Raw genomic sequence first — 25,983 nt, forward strand, 5'->3', positions numbered from 1 at the left:
TTTTGAGGTACTTGAAAGTCGTTTTGAGGTACTTGAAAGTCGTTTTGAGGTACTTCCAAATAAAAAAACATACAATTATTTCTTGTGGGGTGGACATCTTGTCCGCCCCAAGCCTTGGGCGGGCGAGACGCCCACCCCACAAGATTGGATAATTTATTTCTTGGTAATCCCTAAAACAGGGTTTCAAAGCCTCTCTCCGCTTCGGGGAGAGGTTTGGAGAGGGGTAAAAACCATGCTACAAAACGATAAATCAAGACTTATGTATTTTTCTTTTTTCGTATGAAACCACCCTGCTTCCTTACCAAGGAAGGGGGAGAATTTAAAGCCTCTCTCCTGCAAGGAGAATTGGTATTAGTATGCTTCATCGACGAAATCCTTGGCGTTGGTTACGTCGAAGAGTCTGTCTTTGAGAATAATCCGAGGAGGAATTTTCTTGCCAGCAAAATACTCTTCCATTGTGGCGAAAACAAGCGGGCCAAAACGCGGGTTCGACTCGACACTAACACCAAGCTCACCACGAATTATCGCCTCAAGTGCAGTTTTTTGACCATCGATTGAACCGACCATTACATCCTTACCAGGCTTCATACCTGCGGATTTGAGAGCCTGGATGGCACCCAATGCCATTTCGTCGTTGTGAGCATACACTGCGGTAATGTCGGAACCTTTGGCCTGGATGATGTTTTCCATTACACGCACTGCCGCAGCCCGCGAAAAATCTGCCGTCTGCGTAGCGATGATTTTCATGTTGGGATAACTGGCGATCGCATTACGAAACCCCTTAGCCCGATCGATTGCAACCGATGAACCCGCTGTTCCTGTGAGTTCCACGATGGATGCCTTACCGTTGGTCGTCTGGGCTAGCCATTCACCAACGCGGCGACCTTGGGCGATAAAATCCGACCCAAGAAAGCTGACGAAATGTTCGCCTGGTCTTCCTGCCGCTTCACGGTCGATGAGAAAAACCGGTATTTTTGCTGCTCTCGCTGCTTCGAGGGCGGGCGTAAGACCTTCATACTCGCGTGGAGCAAGAAATATCACATCAACTTGTCGTGCGATTAGATCCTCAATGTCGGCAAATTGCTTCGATGTCTGTCCCTGAGCATCTGTCATCAGAAAATCATAAGTTTTCTGACGCTTGGCGGCCTCCTCCTTAATGCTGTTGGTTTCGGCAATGCGCCACGGCCCAATGTTTTCCGTTTGTGAAAATCCGACAATTTTTTTTGTTTTTTCGCGTATACAGCCAGACAGCGAGAAAGCCGAAACAATAATCACAACGTAGGCGCTAAATACCAATAACTTTGGCATATAAGCTCCGATATCTACAGCTCAAAAGCCTAAACTTAGTATAGTACATGTGTATGATGCGTAAATCCTAATTATTTTCTTAAATACTAGATTTATGGATTCTTCTCAAATTGAAACAGGTGCGCCTCTTTCTATAGAAATTGCTCAGATTGCTTCACCATCCCCAACACTCTCTCCTAGCTCAACACTCAGCCCTCGTATTCCTAAAGATGCTGTTCGCACCAGTTTGAGTGCTTCTACTATCGATGGTGTTTTCGCAGCACTTTTCTCTATTGGTACTGGCGCAATTTTGCTAGGTAATTTCTTGGTGGAGTTAGATGCCAGTCCAGTGGTATTTGGCATGGTGAGTTCTATCCCCATGTTGGTGAATCTTTTTCAGCCGATGGGTGCTTATTTGTCTGAACGCAGCACTAGCCGTTTTCAGTATTCGCTTCGCACTCATGGGATTGGTCGGCTACTATGGCTGATTTTAGTAATTGGCATTGTTAGCTTTAGTTGGGGAGGGCTTAATTCCAACCAATTAGTGATATTGTCGCTTTTGATTCTCGTATGCAGCAATTTTTTAGGAGGATTAGGAGCCGCATCTTGGTTGAGTTGGATGGCAATGTTAGTTCCACGGCAATTACGAGGTAGATATTTCGGGCTACGCAATAGCCTTGCTAACTTAACCGAGTTGGTCGGTTTGCCAATAGCTGGTCTTGCTGTATCACATTGGTACGGGGGAGCTATTCAAGGTTATGGGGTGGTTTTGTTCTTAGGCATTATCTTTGGAATTGTGAGCTTGGGGTGTCAGTATTTTCAGGTTGATATAAACCCTCAACTACAAAATACTTATTATGCTAACTCATCTCAAACCAGTGAGATTCAGTCGGACTTAGCACCAAATGAACCTGCTGAGATATCTGAACCAATCTCTCTGCCGCAAATGCCAACTCCTCAAAATCAGATAGATAGCAGCATTTGGAAAAACTCTAATTTTTTGGTGTTTCTACTTTATTTCGGCTCATGGACATTTGCTGTTAATCTAAGTGCCCCGTTTTTTAACCTCTACTTGCTAGACACACTGAATTTGGATGTGAGTTGGGTAACTTTCTACAACAGTCTGCGAGCAGGAGCACACATGCTAATGCTGATCGTCTGGGGTAGATTAGCAGATAAAATAGGCAATCGTCCGATTCTAATTTCTAATGGAATTCTCATTGCAGTCATACCTTGGCTGTGGCTGAAGATGGGTTCTAGTCCTCTCGATCTTTGGCTATGGTTGCCGCTGTTACACATTTTTATTGGAGCTAATTGGGGAGGAGTTGACTTGTGTAACAACAATCTTCAGATAGAGATTGCACCAGTGAAAAATCAGTCTATATATTTTGCGATCGCAGCAGCTGTTGCTGGGGCAAGTGGTGCTTTAGGAGCAACTATCGGTGGCTTCATCGCTCAATTTGCTGGGTCTTTTGGCATAGCAGAAGTATTTATTGTATCTGGTGTATTACGATTAGCTTCACTTGTGCCACTCATTGTTAAAAAAGACTTAGGTAGTTAGGATGAAATCTCTTTGTTGCGGATATGAACACAAAAAGTTGTACTCAACTTGGAGATTTATCCGCCTATAGGAAGAACTGCTAACTTCTATCTTTACTTTACAGTAATAAAGATTTATAACTTAGTGACTAAGTTAATGTCAGTAAAGCAGATTCTAGAAATCTGTTATTACATAAATCTGACTTTATTCGTTTTTTCGTAATGCTTAAGGTAGACAAATCAAAAATCACCACCCAACAAGTTGAAGCTTTCGAGCGAGACGGCGTTATCTGCGTCAAAAATGTTTTGGATGACATCTGGGTAGAACGGATGCGAACAGCCGTTGATAAGAATGTATTAATCCCCGGCCCTTTAGAAGTTAAGGGTATTCCCAGACCAGAAGGTCATGTGGAACATACCAGTAGCTTATGGCTCACCGATGCTGATTTCCGTGCTTTGGCTTTTGAATCTCCGCTAGCATCCCTCGCCGCTCAAGTCTTGAAATCAGAAAAACTGAACTTTTTGACCGACGGTTTCTTTGTTAAAAAGCCGAAAACAAACAGCCGTGTTGGGTGGCATAACGACCTACCTTACTGGCCGATACAAGGCTGGCAGTGTTGTAAAATTTGGCTGGCTTTAGATAGTGCCAACCAAGAAAATGGTCGATTAGAGTATATCAAAGCCTCTCATCAATGGGGCAAAGAGTTACGTGAAGGATCAAACCCCTCCTGGTTTGTAGAGCCAGAACCTCGCGAAATTTTGTCTTGGGATATGGAGCCTGGAGATTGCTTGGTTCATCATTTTCTGACAATTCATCATTCAGTAACCAACATATCTTCTACACAACGACGTGCAGTAGTTACCAATTGGACTGGCGATGATGTTACTTACTATCACCGCCCGAAAGCATGGCCTTTCAGACCTGTTGAAGAAATTGATTTACCAGAATTGAATTCATTCAAAACCAAAAAATCTGGTGAGCCGATAGACTGCGATATATTTCCTAGAGTTGAACTGCATCGCTAGTTGAAAATCGCTACTACTGTGTCAAGTTTAAATTGATCGAGAAGCAAGTTCGTAGTAAGTTCGCGCGATCTTCTCCCAAAGGGAGAGGCTTCTCTTTCAGAGACGCTAACCCAAAGCGTCTCCTAAACCAGGGAGTTTCCCTACGAGCGATTAATGAACTCGAAGGGTAATCCCTCTTTTAAGAAACAAGTCAAATCCTCTTCCCTTCTGCCTTCTGCCTTCTGCCTCCTGCCTTGTTTCTCAGGAGAGGGATAAGGACTATAGTCCTTATTTTTTCAACACGAAAATGCTTACTACAAACCTTCAAAATATGTAATCGCTAGGATGTAATCTTATCAAGTTCATCAAGAATGTTACTATCTATATCAATGTCAAATTTCCGAGCAAAGTGAGCAGATGATGCAAGTAAATTTGGCAAGTCTTCCATAAGCAATGTCTTGGGATGACAACCTCCATCTGACCAATCAATGTAGCGTCGTCGGTCGTTTTGCAGCTTCAGATGAGATGCATTAGCAAGTACAGTTTGAAAATACGACTCATCTGTATACTTAAGCTTACTGTAGTACAAGGTTAAGGCATTTTTCTTACTGTGAAAATCGATAATGTATTTAGCAGCTTTACTATTGGCACAAAACCATTGACTTCCACTGAAACAAGCAAGTTGTTTTGAAAAAGGAAGGAATGGTTTTGTCAATAGTGGATGTTCAAAGCATATTTCTAGATTCAGATGTGCCAGATATGTTTTTGAGTAATGAAAAGAAAATGATTTTGTACAGTATCGTTGATAAGAATTTTTCAGCCACAACATATTCGGTTTTAGATCAGATTTATAAGTTTTATATGTGATTTGCTCGTATTGAATATAGGCATCATATTGACTTGAGGCTAGTTCGTCCAATATTTGCTTTGCAGTTTTAATGGGATAGTCTGCGCCACTGAGTAATACAAACCAATCCGGTGGATTTGGAACTTCATACATTAATTGAAGTGCTTGTATTGTGGCTTCTACTAAAGTAAAATTTGCCCACTTTGTTTGTAGATGAGGGCGTACTAATAAAACATTTTTTGACAGGGTATCTACAGATAAATCACATTTTGAAAAATCATGGTGACACACAATTAGAGGATAGTTAAACATACTATTTAACTTATTTATTAGTCTGTAAATTTGTAGAGGTTTTGTATGAGTTAGTAAAATAAAACCTATAGGATTGCTGGGAGAATTAGACATTTGCTTAAGTTGTGTATATTGAAAATATTTTAAAATATGTATGTTTCTGTGAATAATAGTTTCTCGGTTGAGTGAGGTATAAGCTAATCGTCATTTAAATTGCACCATTTTCATGGTAATAAAAGCTGCAAATCTTCCCCCTTGCTCCCTGCCCCCCTGCGATCTCAATGTGCTTTCTTATATGCTTAACAGCTTAGTAACCCCTCCCAACAAGCGAGGAGCTTGCTCTGATGTACCTCATGTGATTAGGAAATGCTATAAACATTTGTTAGTAGTTGAATAAGGGTTTAGTCTAGCTGCATTCAAATAGCGATAGGAGAGCGATCGCTGATTAATGCTGCGATCGCTCTCCAACCCACTACAAGCAGGAAAACCTATAGCAAGAAATCACGAGCAATTCTGCAACACCTTTTGATTACTGCCCAAGGTTTCATTGATAGCTGCGATTAATAACTCATCTAAAGGAATTCCGGCTGCTTTCGCCATAGAGGAAATCACACTTTTAGGGGCAAAAGAACAATACAACCCGGCTTCTAAGAACCAAGGTTCTCCCTCTGGGTCGATGCGGAAGTCAAATAAACTGTAGTGGCGACAACCCAAAGCCTGATGACACTTCTTAGCTACTTGTTGAACCTTTTGGGTAATTGGATCGTTAGGGTCTACAATCCAAGACTTTTTATTATCTTTAGCAGCAAAACCCAAGTTGCCATCGTCCGTTTGTTTGAGTTTTTCAGCATGGTTGCGGATGGGTTTGGAATGGGGGTCTAACAGATACTCTTCAAGGGGTAAATTTACTAGTTCCCCATCTCTGACAATAATGCCACATCTGACTTCTCGACCGAGTTCAATAAATTCTTCTACGATGACCTCATCTGAATATTCAAATGCTTTCTTCAGGGCAGCATCATAGTCGGTAGCTTCTTTGACTAAATCCATCCCTAAAGAGTTATCGGAACTTACGGGTTTAACGATCGCAGGAGGTGTGATTGTCGGCGTGTCTCCTTGGCGAAGCAGTTCTCCACGAGGCACTTTTACCCCTGCGGCTTCAACAATTGCTTTAGTTCTGCCTTTGTGCGCCGTTATTGCCATGATATCTGGAGTATTGCCAATGTAAGGAATCTCCAGCAAGTCGAATAAAGCGCGGTATTCAGTCATTCCAGGGATACAAAACATTTGTGGTAACACGAGGTCAATGTTTTGTGCTGTTAGAAACTGTATAGCATCAGCCAGAGTCATCGGTTTGGTGTCAGCAATATCTTTAGAGCTGAGGGAAGGAGGAAATCGCCATTGGCGATCGGGTGTGATGTATGCAATTTGAAAATCATATTGCGATCGCTCTGCCATTGCTGCGAGACAGTCTTGGGCATAAAGGCGTGACAAATCACAGTAAAAATTATTGTATGCAGACCCAACTAAATGAAGGATACGAAGTACTGGCATGATTCATCTTCCTATGTATTGTTAGAATTTATATAGCGGTTCTTAGTTGAGTGGGCTATAAAAACCCCACCCCCAACCCCCTCCCCGCAAGCGAAGAGGGGGCTACGATCTACTAAATTCTTCTTCAATTACGAATTACGAATTACGAACTTGTACTGAGCTTGTCCTGAGCTTGTCCTGAGCGCAGCCTCTCGTAGAGAAGAATTACGAATTACGAATTACGAATTACGAATTATTTAATCGCCACCTAATTCCACCAGTTTGCCAATGTTAAAATCTATTTTTACCCAGCCTTTGAGTTGTTGCAGATTCTTCAGTAAAAGTAAGGGAATCTGCCAATGATGCAAAGTCAAAAATGGTACAGGATCGTCAAGACTGTAAATAGCATCAGTGCCCCGCACTAAAGTATTAACCGATGTTTGCAATTGTTTCCAGGAACGGATACCAGTTAGTCGCCAGATTTCGTGATATAGGAAGTAAGTCGGCTTGCTACTTGCTAAAGGTTCCAGAGGTGCAGCTAGGGGAGTTTTACCAAGATAGGCATCTGCAACACCAGGGTGATTGTAGAACATTGTGATTGCCGAATGGGTACGAGGATTGCATTCAATGGCGTAAACAGTACCGTCTTCAGCTTGGATAAAGTCGAAAGAAACTTGTCCAGTCAGTGCCAAACTCTTGACGAAGTGTTGCACCCATTGACGGATTTGGGGATTTTCGACGTTTTCATAGTTGATTTGAAAAGCAGAAGAGTTTGAACAGCAATGCAATCTTAATTCCCCATCCCGCACTGTACTATGTGTGCATAGCTCAATACCCGGAATAAACTCTTGCATAATCCAAGGTTTTTCTGGACTGATGGGTAAACTGTTGACAAAGGCTGCTGTCTCTTCTGGGGTGTCGCAGGGAAGTTTGGTTAAATTTAAGCGGCGAACGGAGTCGTAATCAATACTTTTTAGAATATATTTGCGGGTTTCTTGACTAAAATCGAAATTAATAACTTGTTGAGGATCTGTAATTTTAAACGATTTGGGGACAGATAAACCAAGCGATCGCGCCCGATCGGTAAAGGCAAATTTATCATCTAACATTTTGGTTATATCTGGATCGAAGTGGAAAACTTCGCAGTATTCTGATAATACAGGTTTTGCTAAAGAGTCGTAATAGCTAGCGACAGGACTGCATACAGGTACATAAACGTCAACCTTTTCTTGCTTGACGATTTCTACTAGCGCCTGGATATAGCCTTCTGGGTCTGATTGCGGAGCCGGAACTGTATAAAAACGACTTACCGCTTTTGAGAATCTATGACCAGACAACCAGTATTTGTGACCTTCAATCAAAATAACTCTGTGTCCTGCGGCATGGAAAGAACGGGCAAGTTGCAATGCTTTAGTCATCTTGGCTCCACTTACCAAGATAGTCTGAGGATGAGCAGCTACGATCGCTTTTTTCGTAAATGGCGATTGCACAATGCCCCACAGCAAAGATATCAATACTATCAACGCATTGAACGGCAAGGCTATTAGTAATAATGTCAGAGTACCAAGAGTTTTGAATAGAGCTACTACCTTAACCCTAACACCTGTTGATGATGTTGGAGATTCAGGCAGAGATAAAGAAATTGATTGTGCCATAAGTCTTTCCTTTGTGTTTATTGTAGAGACGTTGCATTGCAACGTCTCTACAAACTTTGTTACACCACGCGTCTAATTAGCGTTATACCATCTCGGATGGGTAATAGAACTTGTTCTACACGAGGATCGGCGGCGACAACGCGGTTGAACTGAGCGATCGCTTCACCGTTGGCGGTGCGTTGTTCGGGTGGTAGGTAAACTTGTCCCTGCAACAAAGTGTTATCCACACAGATTAAACCGTCGAGAGTCAGTAAGTTACTATCCAAAATGATCTGGAAGTAATCTACATACTCTTTTTTATCTGCATCAATGAAGATCAGATCGAATACTTCTTTTCTAGCAGCCAGCTTGTGGAGTGTTTCTAGAGCAGGTGCTACTTCTACAACAATTTTGTCGCCGTGGGGAGACTCACTAAAGCAAGCTTGAGCAAATTCAGCAACATAAGCATCTACTTCGCAACCGATAAGTTGCCCATCACTTGGTAATGCTTCTGCCATTGCTAAAGCTGAATACCCTGTGAACATTCCTACTTCTAGAATGCGCTTTGCTTTGGTGATATGAACAAACATTTTCAATGTCTGTCCTTCCAGATGTCCTGAGAGCATTTCTTGCTCTAGTTGACGCACTGTTTCACCATCACTGAAGCGTTTGCTCCAGTCTTCAATGCTTGTTTTTTGCGCTAATGCTGTTAATGCGCTCGATTCCGGGGTGGTGTAATCATCCAAGTAGGGATCTAAACCCGTCGCTAATTGAACTCCCTGCCGCAAAGAATCTAATATCTCTACAGGAATGTTCTTCTCTTCTGCTAATTTGAGGGTTTGCTGTAGCTGGGCTACTAAGATACTGTGTGGCGTTATCGGTCTAGCTGTTTCTCGCCCTAAAACACTCGTCATATCTTCACACCCCTACTAGCTTGCCTTTTTGACTTTCAATGTATGCGTCAACCCCTTCTCCGCCACGAGGGTATTTAGCACAAAGACGTTTGTGTTCAGCTAGGGCAGCATCAAGTTCTTCACGAGTTAGATCGTTGGCAAAGAAGCACTCACCAATCGGACGAGGCATGGCTGCGCGTTGTTTGCCATCTCGTGTCAAGCTTATAGACTGAGTTGCATACCAGAGCAAATCCCCATCTAAAAGAGGATGATCGAGTGATAAACCGATACGACTCATCAAGTCTAGGATGCGATCGCGCTCTTCTGTGGAGATATAGCCGCGTTGTGCTGCAATGGTTGCAGACAAAGCCATATCTATATTGACCGCATGACCATGATATAGAGGTATCTGAGGTGCTAATTCTAGGGTAGGACTCCAAGTGTGACCGTAGGCAATGACGCGATCGAGGTCTATTTCATGCAAGTTAGGAGTCTCTAACTCCAACATAGTTTTGATTGCTTCATAGTTAACTTTATGGGCAATCTCTTTAATTTCCGGTGTTGCATTCACATGTCCAAAATGAGTGGAAAGCAGTTCTTCGCCATATTCGTATAGCAGTTCAAAGACTTCCAAGTTAGAAACTACCGCAATTTTCACCAACTCTGCCATCCCATTGCGAACTTGAGCAGTTGGCAAGGTTTTTAAGAATGAGAAATCCAGAATCACTTTCAAAGGTGCATGATATGCTCCCAAGCGATTTTTTTCTTTACGATGATTAACTGCTACCTTAATTGCTACACCTGCATCAATTAAACCAATCAACGTGGTAGGAATGCGGATATAGTTGCTCTTGCGACGGTAAGCAGCACAAGCAAATCCAGCCACATCAGTAACTAGACCACCACCGACAACTAAAACTGGTTCTTTACGAACTAAGCCGAAGTTCGAAAAAGCGTCAACAATTTTTTCAAAGGTTGCCAGGGTTTTAGCCGGTTCTGTAATGATGATCGGAAATACTGTCAGTTCAATGTCATAGTGTCTAAAATATGACTTGATTTGATCGCCATAAAGTTCATGAACATTGGCATCAATTACAATCAGACAGCGACCAAATTTGGCGTAGCTATCTGCAATTTCTCGGTTTTCAATATCAAATGCACCGTTCACATAGACAAGACTAAAATCGATTTTTTCGTAACCTTGCACGTGAAACGCAGTTTCGGTAGCTTCAAATGATGCTTGTACCTTATTCATTGTGTTGCCCTTATTCCAATTAAAAAGTTGTGAGATTTCGGTAATAGTTGCGATTTACCCTAATGTATGCCAGCAAACAACTATGCTTTTTACCCTTTCAGATAAAAGACAGGAAAAAATTAGCTTTTAATAAAAAGCTAACGTTTATTACTGACTGGCAATGTTTTTAAACAACATCATTCATTTGAGTAAATTCTGTAGATGGGTTAACCTTTAATTCGGCATAACCTCAAACAAGTCAACTAGCCCTACTAGCAGTATATTCGCACAATACTTGCCTGCTTCTGCTGTGGATTGTTGACTTGAAATTTGGGAAATTAATCTGAATTCAGATTTATTCCACTACATGTAAATATAGTGGCTTTCCAACTGTACCATTCCGCAAAAATTTTAGTCTAGACAACTGATTGTATCGTCGATCTCCAAGCTTCAATTTGAGATTAGAACCCTGATTAATCGTTAGTTCGCTATTTATTAGCATTAGTCTCAAACCTTATATTACTAAACTCGCTACATTCTATTTGCTTCATAATAACAGTGGACTTTTAGTAAGTTTACCTGAATTTTTATTAACTCCACTATATTTGTCTCTAACAACCTTCCGATCGCTAGACTTTGCAAAACTCATATCTTAGTAAACTACTCATATTGTTTATCATTGTCTATCTCTAGGCTGACATTTGATATGACAGAAATGATTAATCCTCATCTCGCTGTTTATTTGCAAGTCTCAAACCATAAAATGGCTAAAAACAAAGATGACTTACTGCATTCTATTCAAAATGTCAGCACAATACCTCTTTGATGGGTAAAATTAATACTCAATAATCAGCATACTTTCCTTAGCAACTCCCGAAAATTCTGAATTTAAATGTATCTGAGTTCCTTGTAACAAAAGCTTAACTTTTTTAAGGAATACTTGTGTGTATTAAAGGTTTCTAAGTTTGCTGAAATTGCCTTCTTAGCCCTAAATTAAGCCTTTTCAGCTTAAACCAACAATTAATTTACTAATTGGTAACTGAAAAGTACAACACAAATCATTACATTACATTAATACAAATCATAACATCTGTAAATATATTTAAGTCAATCCACCATGCGAAGTGTACTGGATAACCAAATATCTACAAAAAATATGTCTCAAGATAGATACTTTATACAAGAATATATTATCAAAATCTATATCTAATATCGTATCCGACTAAAGATTTATCATTTAGATCGCAGTTATTGCTGGGGGAAAGAGGCTTTTGGGATTTTTGCACAGATGCGGTAATCATAAGTAATTAACCGGACTTGATATAATAGACATCTGGTGAATTTACAGGTATTTTCAGGTAAATAGACCACGCGGTAGGGGCGCAAGTCCTTGCACCCTTACGACAGGTGTGGTTCAAATACATAAAAACTGCTGTAATTATGGGTGATGTTGCTCGAAATCCGTCGCTTTTGCCGGTTATAGATGCACGTACATACAATAAACTTCTTGGCATTGTCGGGAAAAGGGGCGGGGGAAAGGGGGAAAGATTTGTTATTTTCACTTTCCCCAATAAAGATGAGTCATTTTTCCCGCAAGAGTGCAAAAAGAACTTTTGCTCATAGGTCTAATGTTTCACTTTTGCAGGCAGATTCACGGGTAAAAGCTCGCGATTTACCGAATGAACTCAACAGTACACTAATTCACATATAGGACTCATATTTTATTTTTGAAAAAAACTCAGTACAGCTTTATTCCTTCTTCCCAGTCCCCATTACCCCTTATCCCCAGAGGGGGCCCCACCATCCCCAGTCCCCAGTCCCCAGTCCCTACGATTAATTCAGAAATCAAATCAGATTGCTATAGATAGTAAAATATTGCCACGATATGCGATCGCAAGTGGCGTAGTCTAAGATATTGTGGAACACAGGCTGTTTTTATATCATATCTGCGTTCAAAAATGACAATGTTACTGTTGTGTTAGATAGCTGTCAAAGGAGGGAATGAGTGAGTGCGATCGCTTAGTTACTTTACAATAAAAAGTTAAGTATTTATAAATATTGGGATTGAGTTCATAATTAAAAAACAACCTATACATAAATAACTCTTAACCCAAGCGTATTGAGTTATAGATTCTAAAGAGTTGCTCAAGGGTTATGCTTGAGTATTTCTCGCAGAAAAAATCTATTTAAATTGCTTTTTATAAAATCTTAAGATTTCTTAACTTAGGTTAAAAAATCTTGGTATTAACTTCAGAATGTTAAGAGCGATCGCTTTGTAAAGGTTAGTTGATATTAGTTGTCAAATTGCTTGTGAAGTTAGAAACTAAAGAAATACAACACACGCAATTATTTTATGACTGCTATTTCTAACATTGAATTCAAACGACCAATTTGGCAAACCGCGATCGTATTGACCTTGGGCTTTTGGCTCAGTGCTAGTCTAGTTTTGGACTGGGTAATTATGCCTAGCCTTTATCTTTCTGGGATGATGAGTCAAGCTGGTTTTACGACAGCAGGCTATGCGATTTTTTGGAACTTCAATCGGATGGAATTATTATCAGCTGCTGTAGTGCTGACTGGGGCACTAGCTTTGAGCAAAACCCGATATCACTGGAGTATTGGCAGTATTGTTTTATCTGTGCTGCTGTTGACTATCGCTGTACTTGACACCTATTTCTTAACTCCGCAGATGTGCGCTATAGGAGTTCAACTCAACCTATTTGAAGCTGCTGCTGCTATTCCATCGACAATGAATTTACTACACGGTAGTTATTGGCTGCTAGAAGTAGTGAAGTTGATAGCTGGTGGTACACTTTTAAGCTGGTGCTGGCGGGAGCAATTTTAAGTAGATGGAGAAAGTATAACGGTGAGAATGTCCACTTATAAATCTCACGCTAAAGACGCAAAGAATTTCCTTTGCGTCTTTTCACTACATATATCTTATGGGTTGATGAATGTGATGTTTACGACAGGCTATGCCTAAGCGTACAATTTTGTATTTATATTTGTGATTTTTCAAACTTAGGATTTTTCGGATAAATTGCTACCATAAAATAATTGAGTTTTTTATAAGTGTGATTCGATAAGCAAAGATATAATTATCTTTTACTATACATTTTCAGCTTTCCCGGACATTTTAACAAATAAATATTTATAACAATTTTCTGGAAAATGATATCAATTAGTTTTCATGTTTACTTTACTGATTATCATGAAGTTTATATATTTCTGCTAATTTTTTTTGGAAATTATAGTAATCTAAGTTTTAGTGAGTATGTTACTTGTTATCTACCATCTAGCTGAAAACAGCTATTTTGCAAGGTATCTACTACTAATCAAGAATTTCCCTGTAAGTTCTTGAATTTATCACTCCAATTTGTGCAGGGTGACTATTTAGGTTCACACAACATTAAAACCCGTTTCCAGTACTTATGAAGAGATTCCCTTCTGCTGATTTAGTCGCCTGCGCATCTCACCACACACCATCATGGCGGCAATTATCAGCATCATTCTTGGGCGGAGGTTTACCATTATTGTTGTGCAAGCGATAATTTTGCCAAATCCCAAGACTAATTGCTCTACAATCACAAACTTAAGTAAGATATTGAGCTTTTGGAATGCTTAGTTTTGAATAATACTTTTTTTCTTGTGAAGTTGCCCTCAAGAATAAACTTCTTGAAAAAGTACCCAACGACTTTCGTCACGGATATAAAAACATACTTCGTCAGCGCGGAATTAATGCTTATAAGTCTTGATAGAGAAACATTTACCTTTACATCGCAGTAAATTTTAATCGCTCCAGACTTTAGGATTAGGGACAAAACACTTTTGCAAAAGAATTCAAGTATCTATAATTTTAGGCTACAAAATACGGATAACAATGATACTTTTGTGACTGATGGGCGAGAGCCAATGGTCTTTGTGTGGCACTTGAGTTACTGTTAGATTGGCTAGATTAGCTAAAGATACAGAAAACCAATCTAATTTTTGAAATACTATATCCTGGCAACTAGTCGGGCAATTTTGCTATTGGTCAGTAGCATTAATTGGTTTAGTTGTAAGTTGTGGATTATAGCTTAACAGAGATTGGTGAATTAAGAGTTGGGGGGTGTGGAATCTCTGTACTAACTCAAATATGACCGCTATATTTATCTGAATAGTGCTTTCAACAAAGTCACGCTGAATTCCGAAAAGGTAATTCACTAATTTTGCCTGCAAATGTTAATTTTATTTCAGAGCGATCGCAATGAAGACACTTCCGATTAGTAGATACAGATTTTTCCAAAAGCTCCAGCCCCTAACTTTGTTGAAAAAAATTACTGGTAAGTCGGTTACTGGTTGTTTACAGGTGTTTAGCACATCAGGCTCTTGGTCAATATATGTAGATGAGGGGAAACTAATTTATGCCAGCTACTCAGAGAAAATGTTTGAGCCGCTTTACAGAAATTTGCAACGTTTGAGTCAGCAAATTTCTACTCTCCCTGACGGAATCAAAGATCAGTTGCGGGCGATATTTGAAACTGGTATTGAAAATCAGGCAATACCGAACCCAGATTATCTGGCTATTTGTTGGTTAGTCAATCAGAAATATATCAGTTCTTCTCAAGCAGCAATGCTGATAGAGCAATTAGCGCTAGAAGTTCTAGAGTTATTTCTGAATTTAGAGGAGGGAAGTTATGAATTTATTCCTGAGAGTTTTCTAGATGATATGCCAAAGTTTTGTCATCTAAATGTTCGTTTATTAGTTGAACGATGTTTAACGCCCCAAAATGTTCGCGTTAGCGTCTCTGAAAGAGAAGCGGTTTATCGTCAAACATCATCAAGTTATCAATCACATACCTCACAATTTTTCCAAATAAATGAACTACAATCTAAAGCCAAAACTACGCCAAAATTGCCTAAAATACACAGCTTTAAACCAGCAGCCTACTCGATTAATACTAATGAATACAGAGGTCAGCAAATCATCCAACCGCCTGCTGACAGAAAAATCTACACAATCTTGTGTATTGATGACAGTCCTACGGTATTGAATGCTATTAAAAGTTATTTAGATGAGCAAACCTTTTCTGTTATCGGAGTCAATGATTCTTTAAAGGCTCTAATGCAGATTATCCGTATAAAACCCGACATAATTTTGTTGGATATATCCATGCCTAATCTCGATGGATATGAACTCTGCTCTTTGCTGCGTAAACACTCATATTTTAAAAATACACCTGTGATTATGGTGTCAGAAAAAGTAGGATTTCTAGATAGAGCTAAAGCGAAGATGGTCAGAGCATCAGGCTATTTAAGTAAGCCTTTTAAACAAGGAGATTTACTAAAAGTTATTTTTCAACATATTGTTTAATTTCCTAATATAGCAACTCACTCCATTTAAACATGCCTATTATTTTAGATATTTAAGACAAATAATCAGTTAATCTATATCTTCTTTAAAATTGGTATTAGTTACAAGCCCTAATCGAAAAGTCGGTGGAGTTATTTTTCCTGAAATGTCCAGACTCCTTCATCCCAATCTGATTCTGTTGGGGGTGATTGTAACCAATGCTGACAACGCAACAGATGCAACATAGCAGCTTTGTCCTGGCTGTCTGCTGCCAAAACTAGGGCAAATTCAGCTCTAGCACGGTTAAAATCGCGTTTGAGGTAATATTCGCGTCCTTTGTGATAATGCTCAATCACTTGCAATTTTTCGCTTTCAATTGGATTGGAACGCAAACCCAGTAATTCGTATATGGCTACTGGTTCGTTTCTACCCTTAACACGAATGTAATCTAGTTCCCTAGCCCAAATATTATCTTGGCAAGGTTTAAAAGTGTTATGGCTAATAATAATATCGCAACCATACTGTTTACTAACACTTTCTAATCGTGAGCCAAGATTAACGCCATCACCAATGGCGGTAAATTCCATCCGTTTACTAGAGCCAATATTCCCACTAATCACGGTATCTGAGTTGATGCCAATACCGATTTTAATTCTAGGCTTATTATCTATATGGCGACGTTGATTAAATTCGTGTAGGCGATCGCGCATTTCTAAGGATGTTTGTACTGCCATCCAAGCGTGTTCTTCTAATGGTAGAGGAGAACCAAATACAGCCATGATGGCATCGCCGATATATTTGTCAAGAGTGCCTTTATGTTTAAAAACTGCCTCCACCATTGATTCAAAATATTCATTGAGCATACTCACCACTTCTTCTGCTTCCAAGTTTTCTGTTAATGTGGTGTAGCCGCGAATATCGGAAAATAAAATCGAAACTTCTTTGCGATCGCCTCCGAGTTTAGCATCATCTAATTTCAGCAATTCTTCGGCTAATTCCTGGGTCATGTAGCGGTACATTGTACTCTTGAGCCGCTTTTCATCACTAATATCTTCCATCACTACCAGCGCTCCCCGGACTTGCTCTTGGTCGCTAGCATCGGCAATGGTGTTAATCGATAAATTAATACTATGCTGCTCTGTACCAGTGCCGATAAGCGTGCGATCGGGGTAATATTGTTGACGACCTTTTAAGTCAACTGCATGTAAAGCATCCTGATACCACTTGCTAAAGTCGCCTTCTTTGATGCCGATCGCGTCAGTAACTAATTTACCTTCTAAACGGTCATCTACTCCCAGTCCTAGCAAACGTTGGGCGCTTTCATTGGCGGCGATAATTAACCCAGTTTTATCAGTGGACACCACGCCATTGGAAAGACTACGCAGAATATCCCGTTGCATTTGTTCTTGTTGCTTGACTGTGGCAAATAACTGAGCATTTTGCAGCGCGACTCCCGCTTGAATATTAAAAGCTTCCATGAACTCTTCATCGTTGCGGTCAAAGCTAGCTTGGAAGCAGTCGGGAGCTTTGGGCCAATCAGCTGGATTATAAGGGGGAAAATCCCCGGATTTCTTTTTATTTACGAGTTGGGTAACACCAATCAGTTGTTGATCGGCATTAAATACTGGCATACAAAGCAAGCTACAGGTGCGATAGCCATTTTGCTGGTCTAGTTTTTGGGCTGTCTCTGAGTCAGGATCATAGTACAAATCAAAGCCAATATTCAACTTCTTACCAGAAGCCGCTACTATCCCAGCAAAGCCTTTACCTACAGGGACTCGTAACTCTTTGGTTGAACCATCATCCTGAGTGATTTTCGTCCACAATTCATCACGATCGTGGTCTATTAACCATAGTGTACTGCGATCGGCATTCATCAGTTCCTTGGCTTCATCCATCACCCGCTTCAGGGTGTCTTCTAAGTCAAGACTGCTTTGAGAAAGTGACTTGATTGCCTTCATTAGCGCCGCTACTGCTCTTTGTTTTTGAGTAGCTACATAAAAAGAGCGCGAGGACTCTAAAATCAGACAAATCGAAGGAGCAAATTCTTGAAATAATTGTTCGTCAGCACGGGTAAAACCTTTGGTATCAATGCGCTCTGCAAGTGGAGCATCATAATGATTCTTAGATTTTAATTTATTCAGTAATTGCACTACTGCAACTAATTGCCCATGTTCATTTAAGAGTGGCAAAGCTAGCATGGTGTAGGTGCGATAGCCAGTTCTCTTTTCTTGTTCTTGGGCAAAATGCGATCGCGGATCGTTATAAAAATCAAAGGGAATATTGATAACTTCTTTAAAAGTGGCGACTTCACCACCAATACCTTTATTTGCGGGAATGCGAATTTCTAAAGAGCGACCGCCCTCGCCCTCAGCTAAAATTGACCAAAGTTCTTGTTTTTCTTCATCCAATAAAAATATTGTCGTTCGGTCTGCCCCCAGTAATTCCCCGGTTTTCAAGGTAATCGAATGCAACATTTCTTGCAAAATGGTTTCAAACCCATGCGAATCCAGCATTGATAGGGTTTGATGGACAATCTGTAATTTTTGCTCGACATCCTTAACGACCTGTTTAAAAGTATCTTGAGTCAGGGGAGCAAGAAACGTAGAAAAAGTTCCTTGTCTTGTGGCAAGAGCACCCACAGGAGCAGAATTTGCTGTTAATTCGAGGTTTTCTTGGTTGTTACCACCAATAATTAAATCGGTGGTTTCCCCATAACTTCCTTGATACGCTGGCATAACTGGTATTTTATCTAACAGAATGAGGTTTTAGATTTAACAATGAGATTAAATTTATGTAAGTGGTGTTAAAAGCAACAATTGCTTGACATTATCCATAGTTTAATCGCTTGTTTAGCCAGCGTCATCCTGTGAATAAACGCTCAAGTTGATTACCAACAAGCATGGCTTGACCAAAACCCCTTCCCACTGCGATCAATAGGGGGTTAGACCCCTCACATAAACGAGAAAACAATATTTTCCACAGGCGAGAGATTGTTAGTGTAGCCTCATAATATTTTTCAGAAACAGACTAATGAGCATTGCTGTATCCGTAAGATATAGTCGATTTATCTGAAAATAGCTGGATGATGTAAGTGATTATACGTAAACTCTTCTTGCTCAACTGCGATCGTTTCCTGTCGCAGATATGTTAGCTGGAAAAAGAAGTGTTGAGTAAAAAATACTAGTACAGGTCGGCGGTAATAAACCACTTTATTTGTCTGTTATGATGCCTGTGTCCGACTACCAGAGCAAACGCATCTTATTTCCTAATAAAAAATAAACATATAAAAGCACATTTTTTTGGTCTAATCGCTCCCTTCTTTACATAATATCATTCAGAATCAGTACTCGAAAAAGGATTTGTACAATAGAAAGAATAAGGATTATCATAATCACGATAGTGAGGTACTGTAAACTTATTATTATCTTCAGAAGCTTTGATTCGGCAATATGGTTCTAAGTTGAGGTCTATCATATAATCGTTACCACCTCCTAAAGTAGATTTAACTTCTTTAGTTTTGTTTGAAATCGAAAAATGACAAACCCATCGATGTACTGGATAAGCATGTGGTTTGTTTGTTAAAATTTCAGCCCTTCCTGGTTTTATAGTATCTCCTTTACTCTTGTCAAAAAGAGAGTTATCTTTAGCATATTTTTGCATCTGTACTACTATAGTACTGTGCTTACATACTTCGTTCATTTCCATTTTTTTATCAGCACTTTTCTTAGTATAATCTTCATTAATATATTCACCAAAAACAGGCGTATATCTCAAATAAATGTCCCTTTTAGATATATTTTTCTTTTCATCTTCTATTGAGTATTCACAACTAAATGGTAACAGATTCACATTTTTACTATCCTCAAATGCTTTATATGAACCAGTTACAATACCTGATTTTTTCTTGGTTTCTAATTCTTCTTCTATCAACTTTATAGTTTCTTGACATATTTTATTTTGGTAAGTTGAATCAGAAATTCTATTGATTATAAAATTTTGATATAAATTTCCACCCGTTAAAAATACAATCAAAAAAATTAATGAATTGGCAATAAAAGGGTGATTACTTAAAAAATGTGCAAAAAATGTATTATTTATAAACTTAAAATAAGGAGAATTAGGAAATATACTGTTAAATAAGTGATAAATAATATTATTTTGCTCAGAAGAATTTTGATCTGGTGTATTAGAAGAGTTTGGGTCTGGTGTATTAGAAGAATTTGGGCCTGGTGTATTAGAAGAATTTGGATCTGGTGTATTAGAAGAATTCGGATCTGGTTTCTTAGGTGTATTAGACATAACGTTAATTTTTAATTATTTGGATATTTTTTCATTTAATTGAAAACATTGAGAATAAGAAGAAGTTTACTCCAGTTATCAAAAGTGATGTTCATGCAAGTACATTGAGTCTAATGACGACCCATTTGGTTAAAATCCCTATCTGCTTTAATACAAATCCTAAATTGTTTATTACGCTTTCCGAGGAAAAAATCTATCTTAGGGAATAGTTAAGAATGAGAGGCCCTAAGGTCGATAGAATAAGCTTTTCAAGCCAATGCATACTAAGTATATACACTGTCTTCAAAGTATCCTATTTTTGCCATTACCCTTAAGTCACCACCTTTAGATTTACTTTATAAATAGCCTATAAAGACTTTATTCCCTACTAGCAACTTGCTTATCCATCAATTTACTCTTGACAGAGTACTACTAGCTCATAAATATTCATTTTTCTACAACTAGAGTTAATTAAAAATATTAAGCACAATATTATCTCAGCCAAACATAAATATAAAATCAGATTCAATCTTTGAGTTGACCCATATTTACATGGGATGGAACATTCACCCTATTGTTATCAATCCACAGGATTATTTTAATGAAAAAATTAAAGACTCAAGTATTTTTAGGCTTGACAGGTGCATTTTTGGCAGTCGGATATTCCAGTTTGCTAGCTAGAGAAATTCCCATACAGAGTACATCAAACCTCAGAAAGAATTTAGTAGCGCAATTAGAAACTAATCCAAATGTCAATGAGTATTTGGAGAAAAATAAACCAGAAAGTTATAACGCGCTGAAAAGGCAGTTAGATGCAGCGATTGAGGATGCAAAAAGACCGAGTGAAGATAAAGTCATAAAAAATCTTTGGTCATTGTCAAAAACTAATCCTCAAATAAAGTGGAGAGAAAATAACGGCAAAATTGAATATTTGATGGCGAGTTGGAAATATGTCAAAAACCCAATAGAGGATTGGAAAGTAGGTACAAAAAAAAGTATAGAAGCAAGGACTTGGTTAACAGCCGTTCCTCAAGTTAAGGAATTTTGTCAAAATTGTAAGGGGATCGGTATAAATATTCCCGGTAATATTATGCTTTCTCTAAGGTTACAGCAGTATTTAGGCTTAATTTTAAATAGAAATTCCAATAAGACGCATTTTGTCGAAATGTGGGTGAAAGCTGAAGATTTAAGTAGACCATGTGTCGATCCAGAAATTAATGATTCTAGTTGTAATGTTTTTAAAATCCCGATTTCTGCTAGTTATCCGATTTTGCAAGAGATATACACAACTTCTTATGCCGTTGCTAGTCAAGAACATTATCCTTGGACGGGTTTAGGTTACACCTATGATTGGGGAAATCCGAAAAAACCTCGTGAAGGAGCTAGTGAATTTCTGATCGACGGAACTAAAGAAAAACCGATAGAAGTAGAAGTTGTTTCAGTCACAGCCACGAAAGAATATTGTAATAATCAATATTTAACGCTAAAAAATTAGAAATGAGCGCTCATGAAACACCTTGAAGGTAAAGTGGCTTTGGTAACAGGTGCGACGCGGGGAATTGGTAGAGGAATTGCCATTGGTCTTGGTGAAGCAGGTGCAACTGTATACGTCACGGGTCGCAGCCTCAACAACTCTTCCAGTGAAGGAGTTTCAGGAAGTCTTAGTGAAACGAAATCAGCCATTGAGGAAGTCGGTGGTGTATGCATTCCCGTCCAAGTAGACCACAGCGAGGATGAGCAGGTGCGTTTGCTTTTCGATCGCATTCAAGATGAGCAGAATGGACAACTCGATTTACTGGTAAATAATGCTTACTCAGGAGTTCAGGCATTAAAAGACGCTCAAGGACAGCCTTTTTGGGATTCTGAACCAAGTCTTTGGGATGCTAGCAATAATGTTGGTCTTCGCAGCCACTATGTTGCAAGTGTTTTTGCAGCTCGGATGATGACTAAGCGTAACTCTGGATTAATTTGTACTATTTCCTCGTGGGGTAGTATGTTTTATCTGTTTAATACAGTTTATGGTGTTGGCAAAGCAGCTTGCGATCGCCTAGCTGCTAATATGGCTGTTGAGTTAGAACCCCATAACGTCACTTCTGTTTCTATTTGGCCGGGTATTGTTGGTACTGAGCTTTTTTCTAGTTTTGCTTCCCAAATGAATCAAACAAATGCTACTGACCTGAAAACCTCATTTTTAAGCGATCGCTACAACTGGGAAACTCCCTTATTTACTGGACGAGCGATCGCTGCACTTGCTGGTGAGCCAAATGTTATCCGCCGTACAGGACGCGTGCAGATTGTTGCCGAACTGGCTAAGAAATATAATCTTGTAGATGAAAATGGGCATCAGCCCGCATCATTACGCTCTCTGCGTTTTGTACTGCCTGTTGCATTGCCTGTACTGAGAAAGTATTTATGGCTCATACCCGATATTAAAGTGCCGTGGTCGCTACTATTATTGAATGCCCTCGGTTCGCCTAAAATTTAATGGGCATTGGGCATGGAGCCAGAAGAGATGCGTCTTAAATAATGCAACAATAAGTCTTTGATACTCGTGCATGAGTATTTGAACTGGATGAATCCACCTTTTTACTCCGTTAACGAGTATTTGAACTGGATGAATCCACCTTTGAACTCCGTTAACGAGTGTTTGAACTGGATGAATCCACCTTTTTACTCCGTTGACGAGTATTTGAACTGGATGAATCCACCTTTGAACTCCGTTAACGAGTGTTTGAACTGGATGAATCCACCTTTTATCTCCATCAACGAGTATTTGAACTGGATGAATCCACCTTTTTACTCCGTTGACGAGTATTTGAACTGGATGAATCCACCTTTGATACTCGTGAATCAAAATACCTGCAAAAACCTTGATGTATCCTTTCTGCTCACCTACTGTCTGCCCCTTTTAAGATAAGCAAATTTTGCCACCCCTTCAGCAAACAAGCTGTTTGAGATTGTAAAACTTTGTATTCTGAATTAATAGGTCTTAATAGTTCTTTTAAAACTGGTGCAAGAAGATTTTCGGTTAATTGTTGATTTAGTTTTAGTTCTAGGCGTTGCAGCCTGTGGCGGACTATTAGCGGCACTTTTGCAACAACCCGTGTTGCTGGGGTATCTCATTGGGGGGATAGTCATTGGGCCAACGGGACTGGGATTGATTAAAGAACTGATTCAAGTAGAGACTCTGGCACAGTTCGGGGTCGCCTTTTTGTTATTCGCCTTGGGTGTGGAATTTTCCTTTGCGGAACTCAAGAAGGTAAAAGCGATCGCTCTTGGTGGAGGTGGACTCCAGATTGCTTTGACGATTTTGGTGACAGTTTTAGTCTGCGGGTTAAGTGGAGCCTGGGGAGCCTTACCTGCGAAGGGGATGTTTTTGGGGTGTATTCTGTCCCTGTCTTCCACAGCGGTTGTCCTTAAGTGCTTGATGGAGCGTAACGAAACAGAAACGCCCCACGGGCAAGTGATGCTGGGAATTTTAGTTGTTCAGGACTTGGCACTAGGACTAATGTTAGCAGTCTTACCAGCCCTCAACCAACCAGCAGAAACTATTGGCATTGCTGTCCTAACAGCGTTAGGTTCGATTGCTTTATTTGCTGCTGGGGCTGTAGCTGTGGGGATTTGGCTGATACCGCCTTTGTTGCAACTGCTAGCCCGTACCGAAAGTAAAGAACTATTTTTATTAGGGGTTGTAGCCCTGTGTTTAGGCATTGCCCTGTTGACAGAGCATTTGGGACTATCCATTGAAATGGGGGCATTTGTCGCGGGTTTGATGATTTCTGAGGTAGAGTACGCCGACCAAACCCTGACTTATGTCGAACCACTGCGAGATATCTTTGCCAGTTTGTTTTTTGCCGCCATTGGGATGTTAATTGACCCAGTGTTTTTGTGGAACAACCTGGAATTAATTTTGGTATTAGTGGCAATAGTTTTCGTCGGTAAATTTTTGATTATTACGCCCTTAGTGAAACTGTTCCGCTATCCTTTGAAAACAGCCATAATCGCCGGTTTGGGATTGGCGCAAATTGGGGAATTTTCTTTTGTTCTCGCTAGTGAAGGGCAGTCTTTGGGGCTGGTGTCTCGACAAATATACTTATTAATTTTGGGAACTACCGCAGTCACTCTGATGCTGACTCCTTTTGTACTGCGGCTAGTGCCATTTTTATTTAACTTTGCCGAATCAATGCCTTGGTTAAAACCGTACTTAGAAGAAGATGAGGTGCAGGATGTGTCGGAAGATTTGCCTCTCAAAGACCATGTAGTAGTTTGTGGTTATGGGCGAGTCGGCAAGAATTTGGTGAAGTTGTTGCAGCAACACGACCTACCTGTGCTAGTAATCGACCAATCGGAGAGGAGAATTCAGCAGTTGCGCGAGGCTGGGGTGTCTTATGTCTATGGTAATTGCGTTAGTTTACACGTTTTGGAAACTGCCGGGGTGAATCATGCCAAAGGAATGGCGATCGCACTCCCAGATCCCATAAGTACTCGTCTTTGCTTGAAACGCGCTTTAGAATTGCGCCCAGAATTAGATTTGGTTGTCCGTGCTACCCAGGATAAAAATATTGAGGTGCTGTATCAATTGGGAGCCAGGGAAGTTGTACAACCAGAGTTTGAAGCTAGCTTAGAAATGGCAACCTATTTATTGACTGGCTTAGGCTTGTTGTCGCCGCCTGTAGTCCAACGAGAAATGCAGCAAATCCGCAACGATCATTATTTAGATTTGCGCCCAGAGCGCTCTGCAACTGAAGTTGCTCGTGATTTGCGCCAAGCCACCCGCGATTTAAATCAGCGCTGGTATCCTCTGCCATCGAATTCGCCCTTAATTGGCATGAGCATAGAAGAAGCAGATATGCGCTATTTAACAGGAGTGAGTTTGATGGCGATTCGCCGCGCTAACGGCGAAGAAATCGATTATCCCAAAAATCAAACCAAATTGGCAGAAGGCGATCGCTTGCTGGTAGTGGGAGCTGATGAAGAACTGGCAGCTTTGGCAGAATTCGCTAAGGGACAAGTGGCTGTTCCCGGAGAAAATAGTGCTTGTCAGTGGGTTACAGTCAATGCAGACGCGCCAACACTAGGTAAAACCCTTGCAGATTTAGATATCGCCAAGCAATATGGAGTCCAAGTACAAGCGATCCGGCGAGATGGCAAGTTTATCCGCTATCCTGATGGCGGCATGGATTTGCAAGTCGGCGACCAAGTATTATTATGTGGCGGCTTGACAGGTCTGAGTCAACTACAACAATTGTTTGCGATCGCAAATTCAGTACCCCTGTCTATCCCAGTGGTGAAAGCTGGTGAAGCAGAAGCGCTCAAAGACTTTTTACCTGCCGATAGAGTGACTGATTGAACTTTAAGACTCCGCAAATTTAAAATTCGGCTTGCCCCACACCCTCGTCGTTGGGGTCAATCCAAAATCCAAAATCCAAAATCCAAAATTGATTGACTGCTCTAAATTTACGTGAGTTCGATGAACCTCTCCCTCCTACAGGGAAAGGGAGCAACGAGGAATTAGGGTTTTAGCTCTTTTCTGGGTGTCCAAGAGGGGTTGGGGGAGAGGTCAAAAAAGGGCTTGTCGAACTCACGTTAAATTTTGATTCTCTTTTGCAGAAAAGTATTTAATGGGGTCATCTGCTTGATTTTTGTCAATCGCAGAAGTTTTTGGTCTATTGAATTTGATTACCTTGTTTGAGAAGGAACTTCCAAGAAATAAATTATTCAAATAAACGAACCACTCCAGACACAGAGAACACAGAGGAATAAGGAGGAGAGAGTTTTTTCGCCAGTTTTTTGAGTGAGTATTTTTTTATTTGGAAGTCCTTAACTGAATCTATCTAAGAACTAAGTTTTATTTTTTACAAATTTATTCTGTCTTTACAATACTTTTTTATCTCATATTTTCAGTTATCAGATACTTTGGCGATAATGATATTTACTGTACTGTATTTACAGTACTTTATCCCAAATTATTTGTGATAAAGCTTTTTAAGACTTAATGACAAAAGTCAGATGAAGAGAAGCGATCGCGAAACTTTCTTACGCGATAATGGTTATAAACTAAGAAAAACTACGTTTTTACATCGTTGTAGCTATATTTTTTCATTTTT

The 25,983-nt window shown here is 39.9% G+C and carries 16 protein-coding genes and 1 pseudogene; 9 read left to right on the forward strand and 8 right to left on the reverse strand.

Annotated features, from left to right (window positions below; genetic code table 11):
* A pseudogene (locus RMX89_RS02275) lies at positions 1-283 on the forward strand (hypothetical protein); the annotation flags it as partial.
* A gap of 68 nt (positions 284-351) precedes the next feature.
* Here RMX89_RS02275 and RMX89_RS02280 read toward each other — a convergent pair.
* Positions 352-1,308 carry an ABC transporter substrate-binding protein gene (locus RMX89_RS02280; RefSeq protein ID WP_322687764.1) on the reverse strand — a complete coding sequence of 319 codons (957 nt, stop codon included), beginning with the start codon at positions 1,306-1,308 and terminating at the stop codon, positions 352-354.
* A gap of 94 nt (positions 1,309-1,402) precedes the next feature.
* On the opposite strand from RMX89_RS02280, the gene RMX89_RS02285 reads away from it, so the two are divergent.
* Both RMX89_RS02285 and RMX89_RS02290 read left to right on the forward strand, forming a co-directional pair.
* Positions 1,403-2,848 carry an MFS transporter gene (locus tag RMX89_RS02285; protein WP_322687765.1) on the forward strand — a complete coding sequence of 482 codons (1,446 nt, stop codon included), beginning with the start codon at positions 1,403-1,405 and terminating at the stop codon, positions 2,846-2,848.
* Positions 2,849-3,048: 200 nt separating this feature from the next.
* Entirely contained in the window at positions 3,049-3,852 is an 804-nt protein-coding gene (locus RMX89_RS02290) for a phytanoyl-CoA dioxygenase family protein (protein ID WP_322687766.1), read from the forward strand.
* 319 nt (positions 3,853-4,171) lie between these two features.
* Here the strand turns inward: RMX89_RS02290 and RMX89_RS02295 are convergent, their stop codons facing one another.
* The 5 genes from RMX89_RS02295 to RMX89_RS02315 form a co-directional block, all read right to left on the reverse strand.
* A complete protein-coding gene (locus RMX89_RS02295) occupies positions 4,172-5,083 on the reverse strand; it encodes a beta-1,6-N-acetylglucosaminyltransferase (RefSeq protein WP_322687767.1) in 912 nt (303 codons plus the stop codon).
* Between the two features lie 387 nt (positions 5,084-5,470).
* Complete coding sequence (locus tag RMX89_RS02300; protein WP_322675535.1) at positions 5,471-6,523, reverse strand: D-alanine--D-alanine ligase; 1,053 nt, start codon at positions 6,521-6,523, stop codon at positions 5,471-5,473.
* Between the two features lie 236 nt (positions 6,524-6,759).
* On the reverse strand, positions 6,760-8,157 hold the full coding sequence (locus RMX89_RS02305) for an ATP-grasp domain-containing protein (RefSeq protein ID WP_322687768.1): 1,398 nt from the start codon (positions 8,155-8,157) through the stop codon (positions 6,760-6,762).
* Positions 8,158-8,216: 59 nt separating this feature from the next.
* Entirely contained in the window at positions 8,217-9,050 is an 834-nt protein-coding gene (locus RMX89_RS02310) for an O-methyltransferase (RefSeq protein ID WP_322675537.1), read from the reverse strand.
* Between the two features lie 4 nt (positions 9,051-9,054).
* Entirely contained in the window at positions 9,055-10,284 is a 1,230-nt protein-coding gene (locus RMX89_RS02315; RefSeq protein ID WP_322687769.1) for a sedoheptulose 7-phosphate cyclase, read from the reverse strand.
* Positions 10,285-12,616: 2,332 nt separating this feature from the next.
* Here RMX89_RS02315 and RMX89_RS02320 point away from each other — a divergent pair.
* Positions 12,617-13,108, forward strand: a complete 492-nt coding sequence (locus tag RMX89_RS02320; protein ID WP_322675540.1) for a hypothetical protein — start codon at positions 12,617-12,619, stop codon at positions 13,106-13,108.
* Positions 13,109-14,509: 1,401 nt separating this feature from the next.
* The gene (locus tag RMX89_RS02325; RefSeq protein WP_322687770.1) at positions 14,510-15,616 is read left to right on the forward strand and encodes a response regulator; all 1,107 of its coding nucleotides are present in this window, start codon (positions 14,510-14,512) and stop codon (positions 15,614-15,616) included.
* A gap of 131 nt (positions 15,617-15,747) precedes the next feature.
* On the opposite strand, the gene RMX89_RS02330 is transcribed toward RMX89_RS02325, so the two are convergent.
* Together RMX89_RS02330 and RMX89_RS02335 are read right to left on the reverse strand one after the other, a co-directional pair.
* Positions 15,748-18,333, reverse strand: coding sequence for a GAF domain-containing protein (locus RMX89_RS02330; protein ID WP_322687771.1), 2,586 nt, complete (start codon positions 18,331-18,333; stop codon positions 15,748-15,750).
* A gap of 595 nt (positions 18,334-18,928) precedes the next feature.
* Positions 18,929-19,897 carry a hypothetical protein gene (locus RMX89_RS02335; protein ID WP_322687772.1) on the reverse strand — a complete coding sequence of 323 codons (969 nt, stop codon included), beginning with the start codon at positions 19,895-19,897 and terminating at the stop codon, positions 18,929-18,931.
* 580 nt (positions 19,898-20,477) lie between these two features.
* Between RMX89_RS02335 and RMX89_RS02340 the strand changes: the two genes are divergently transcribed.
* The 4 genes from RMX89_RS02340 to RMX89_RS02355 all read left to right on the forward strand — a co-directional run bounded on the left by RMX89_RS02340 (position 20,478) and on the right by RMX89_RS02355 (position 25,226).
* Complete coding sequence (locus tag RMX89_RS02340) at positions 20,478-21,371, forward strand: hypothetical protein (protein WP_322687773.1); 894 nt, start codon at positions 20,478-20,480, stop codon at positions 21,369-21,371.
* A 12-nt stretch (positions 21,372-21,383) separates the two neighbouring features.
* The gene (locus RMX89_RS02345; protein ID WP_322675545.1) at positions 21,384-22,361 is read left to right on the forward strand and encodes an SDR family NAD(P)-dependent oxidoreductase; all 978 of its coding nucleotides are present in this window, start codon (positions 21,384-21,386) and stop codon (positions 22,359-22,361) included.
* 87 nt (positions 22,362-22,448) lie between these two features.
* Complete coding sequence (locus RMX89_RS02350) at positions 22,449-22,793, forward strand: hypothetical protein (protein WP_322687774.1); 345 nt, start codon at positions 22,449-22,451, stop codon at positions 22,791-22,793.
* Positions 22,794-22,886: 93 nt separating this feature from the next.
* Positions 22,887-25,226 carry a cation:proton antiporter gene (locus RMX89_RS02355; RefSeq protein ID WP_322687775.1) on the forward strand — a complete coding sequence of 780 codons (2,340 nt, stop codon included), beginning with the start codon at positions 22,887-22,889 and terminating at the stop codon, positions 25,224-25,226.
* Positions 25,227-25,983 lie beyond the last annotated feature (757 nt).

Origin of the sequence: Nostoc sp. DedSLP04 (assembly GCF_034530775.1) — a bacterium.
Lineage (GTDB): Bacteria > Cyanobacteriota > Cyanobacteriia > Cyanobacteriales > Nostocaceae > Nostoc.

Excerpts from the sequence above, each read along its gene's own strand:
- RMX89_RS02350 (WP_322687774.1), top strand. The coding sequence starts at position 22,449 with ATGAATCCACCTTTTTACTCCGTTAACGAGTATTTGAACTGGATGAAT.
- RMX89_RS02335 (WP_322687772.1), bottom strand. The coding sequence starts at position 19,897 with ATGTCTAATACACCTAAGAAACCAGATCCGAATTCTTCTAATACACCA.
- RMX89_RS02310 (WP_322675537.1), bottom strand. The coding sequence starts at position 9,050 with ATGACGAGTGTTTTAGGGCGAGAAACAGCTAGACCGATAACGCCACAC.
- RMX89_RS02340 (WP_322687773.1), top strand. The coding sequence starts at position 20,478 with ATGAAAAAATTAAAGACTCAAGTATTTTTAGGCTTGACAGGTGCATTT.
- RMX89_RS02290 (WP_322687766.1), top strand. The coding sequence starts at position 3,049 with ATGCTTAAGGTAGACAAATCAAAAATCACCACCCAACAAGTTGAAGCT.
- RMX89_RS02305 (WP_322687768.1), bottom strand. The coding sequence starts at position 8,157 with ATGGCACAATCAATTTCTTTATCTCTGCCTGAATCTCCAACATCATCA.
- RMX89_RS02300 (WP_322675535.1), bottom strand. The coding sequence starts at position 6,523 with ATGCCAGTACTTCGTATCCTTCATTTAGTTGGGTCTGCATACAATAAT.
- RMX89_RS02320 (WP_322675540.1), top strand. The coding sequence starts at position 12,617 with ATGACTGCTATTTCTAACATTGAATTCAAACGACCAATTTGGCAAACC.
- RMX89_RS02330 (WP_322687771.1), bottom strand. The coding sequence starts at position 18,333 with ATGCCAGCGTATCAAGGAAGTTATGGGGAAACCACCGATTTAATTATT.
- RMX89_RS02345 (WP_322675545.1), top strand. The coding sequence starts at position 21,384 with ATGAAACACCTTGAAGGTAAAGTGGCTTTGGTAACAGGTGCGACGCGG.
- RMX89_RS02325 (WP_322687770.1), top strand. The coding sequence starts at position 14,510 with ATGAAGACACTTCCGATTAGTAGATACAGATTTTTCCAAAAGCTCCAG.
- RMX89_RS02295 (WP_322687767.1), bottom strand. The coding sequence starts at position 5,083 with ATGTCTAATTCTCCCAGCAATCCTATAGGTTTTATTTTACTAACTCAT.
- RMX89_RS02280 (WP_322687764.1), bottom strand. The coding sequence starts at position 1,308 with ATGCCAAAGTTATTGGTATTTAGCGCCTACGTTGTGATTATTGTTTCG.
- RMX89_RS02315 (WP_322687769.1), bottom strand. The coding sequence starts at position 10,284 with ATGAATAAGGTACAAGCATCATTTGAAGCTACCGAAACTGCGTTTCAC.
- RMX89_RS02285 (WP_322687765.1), top strand. The coding sequence starts at position 1,403 with ATGGATTCTTCTCAAATTGAAACAGGTGCGCCTCTTTCTATAGAAATT.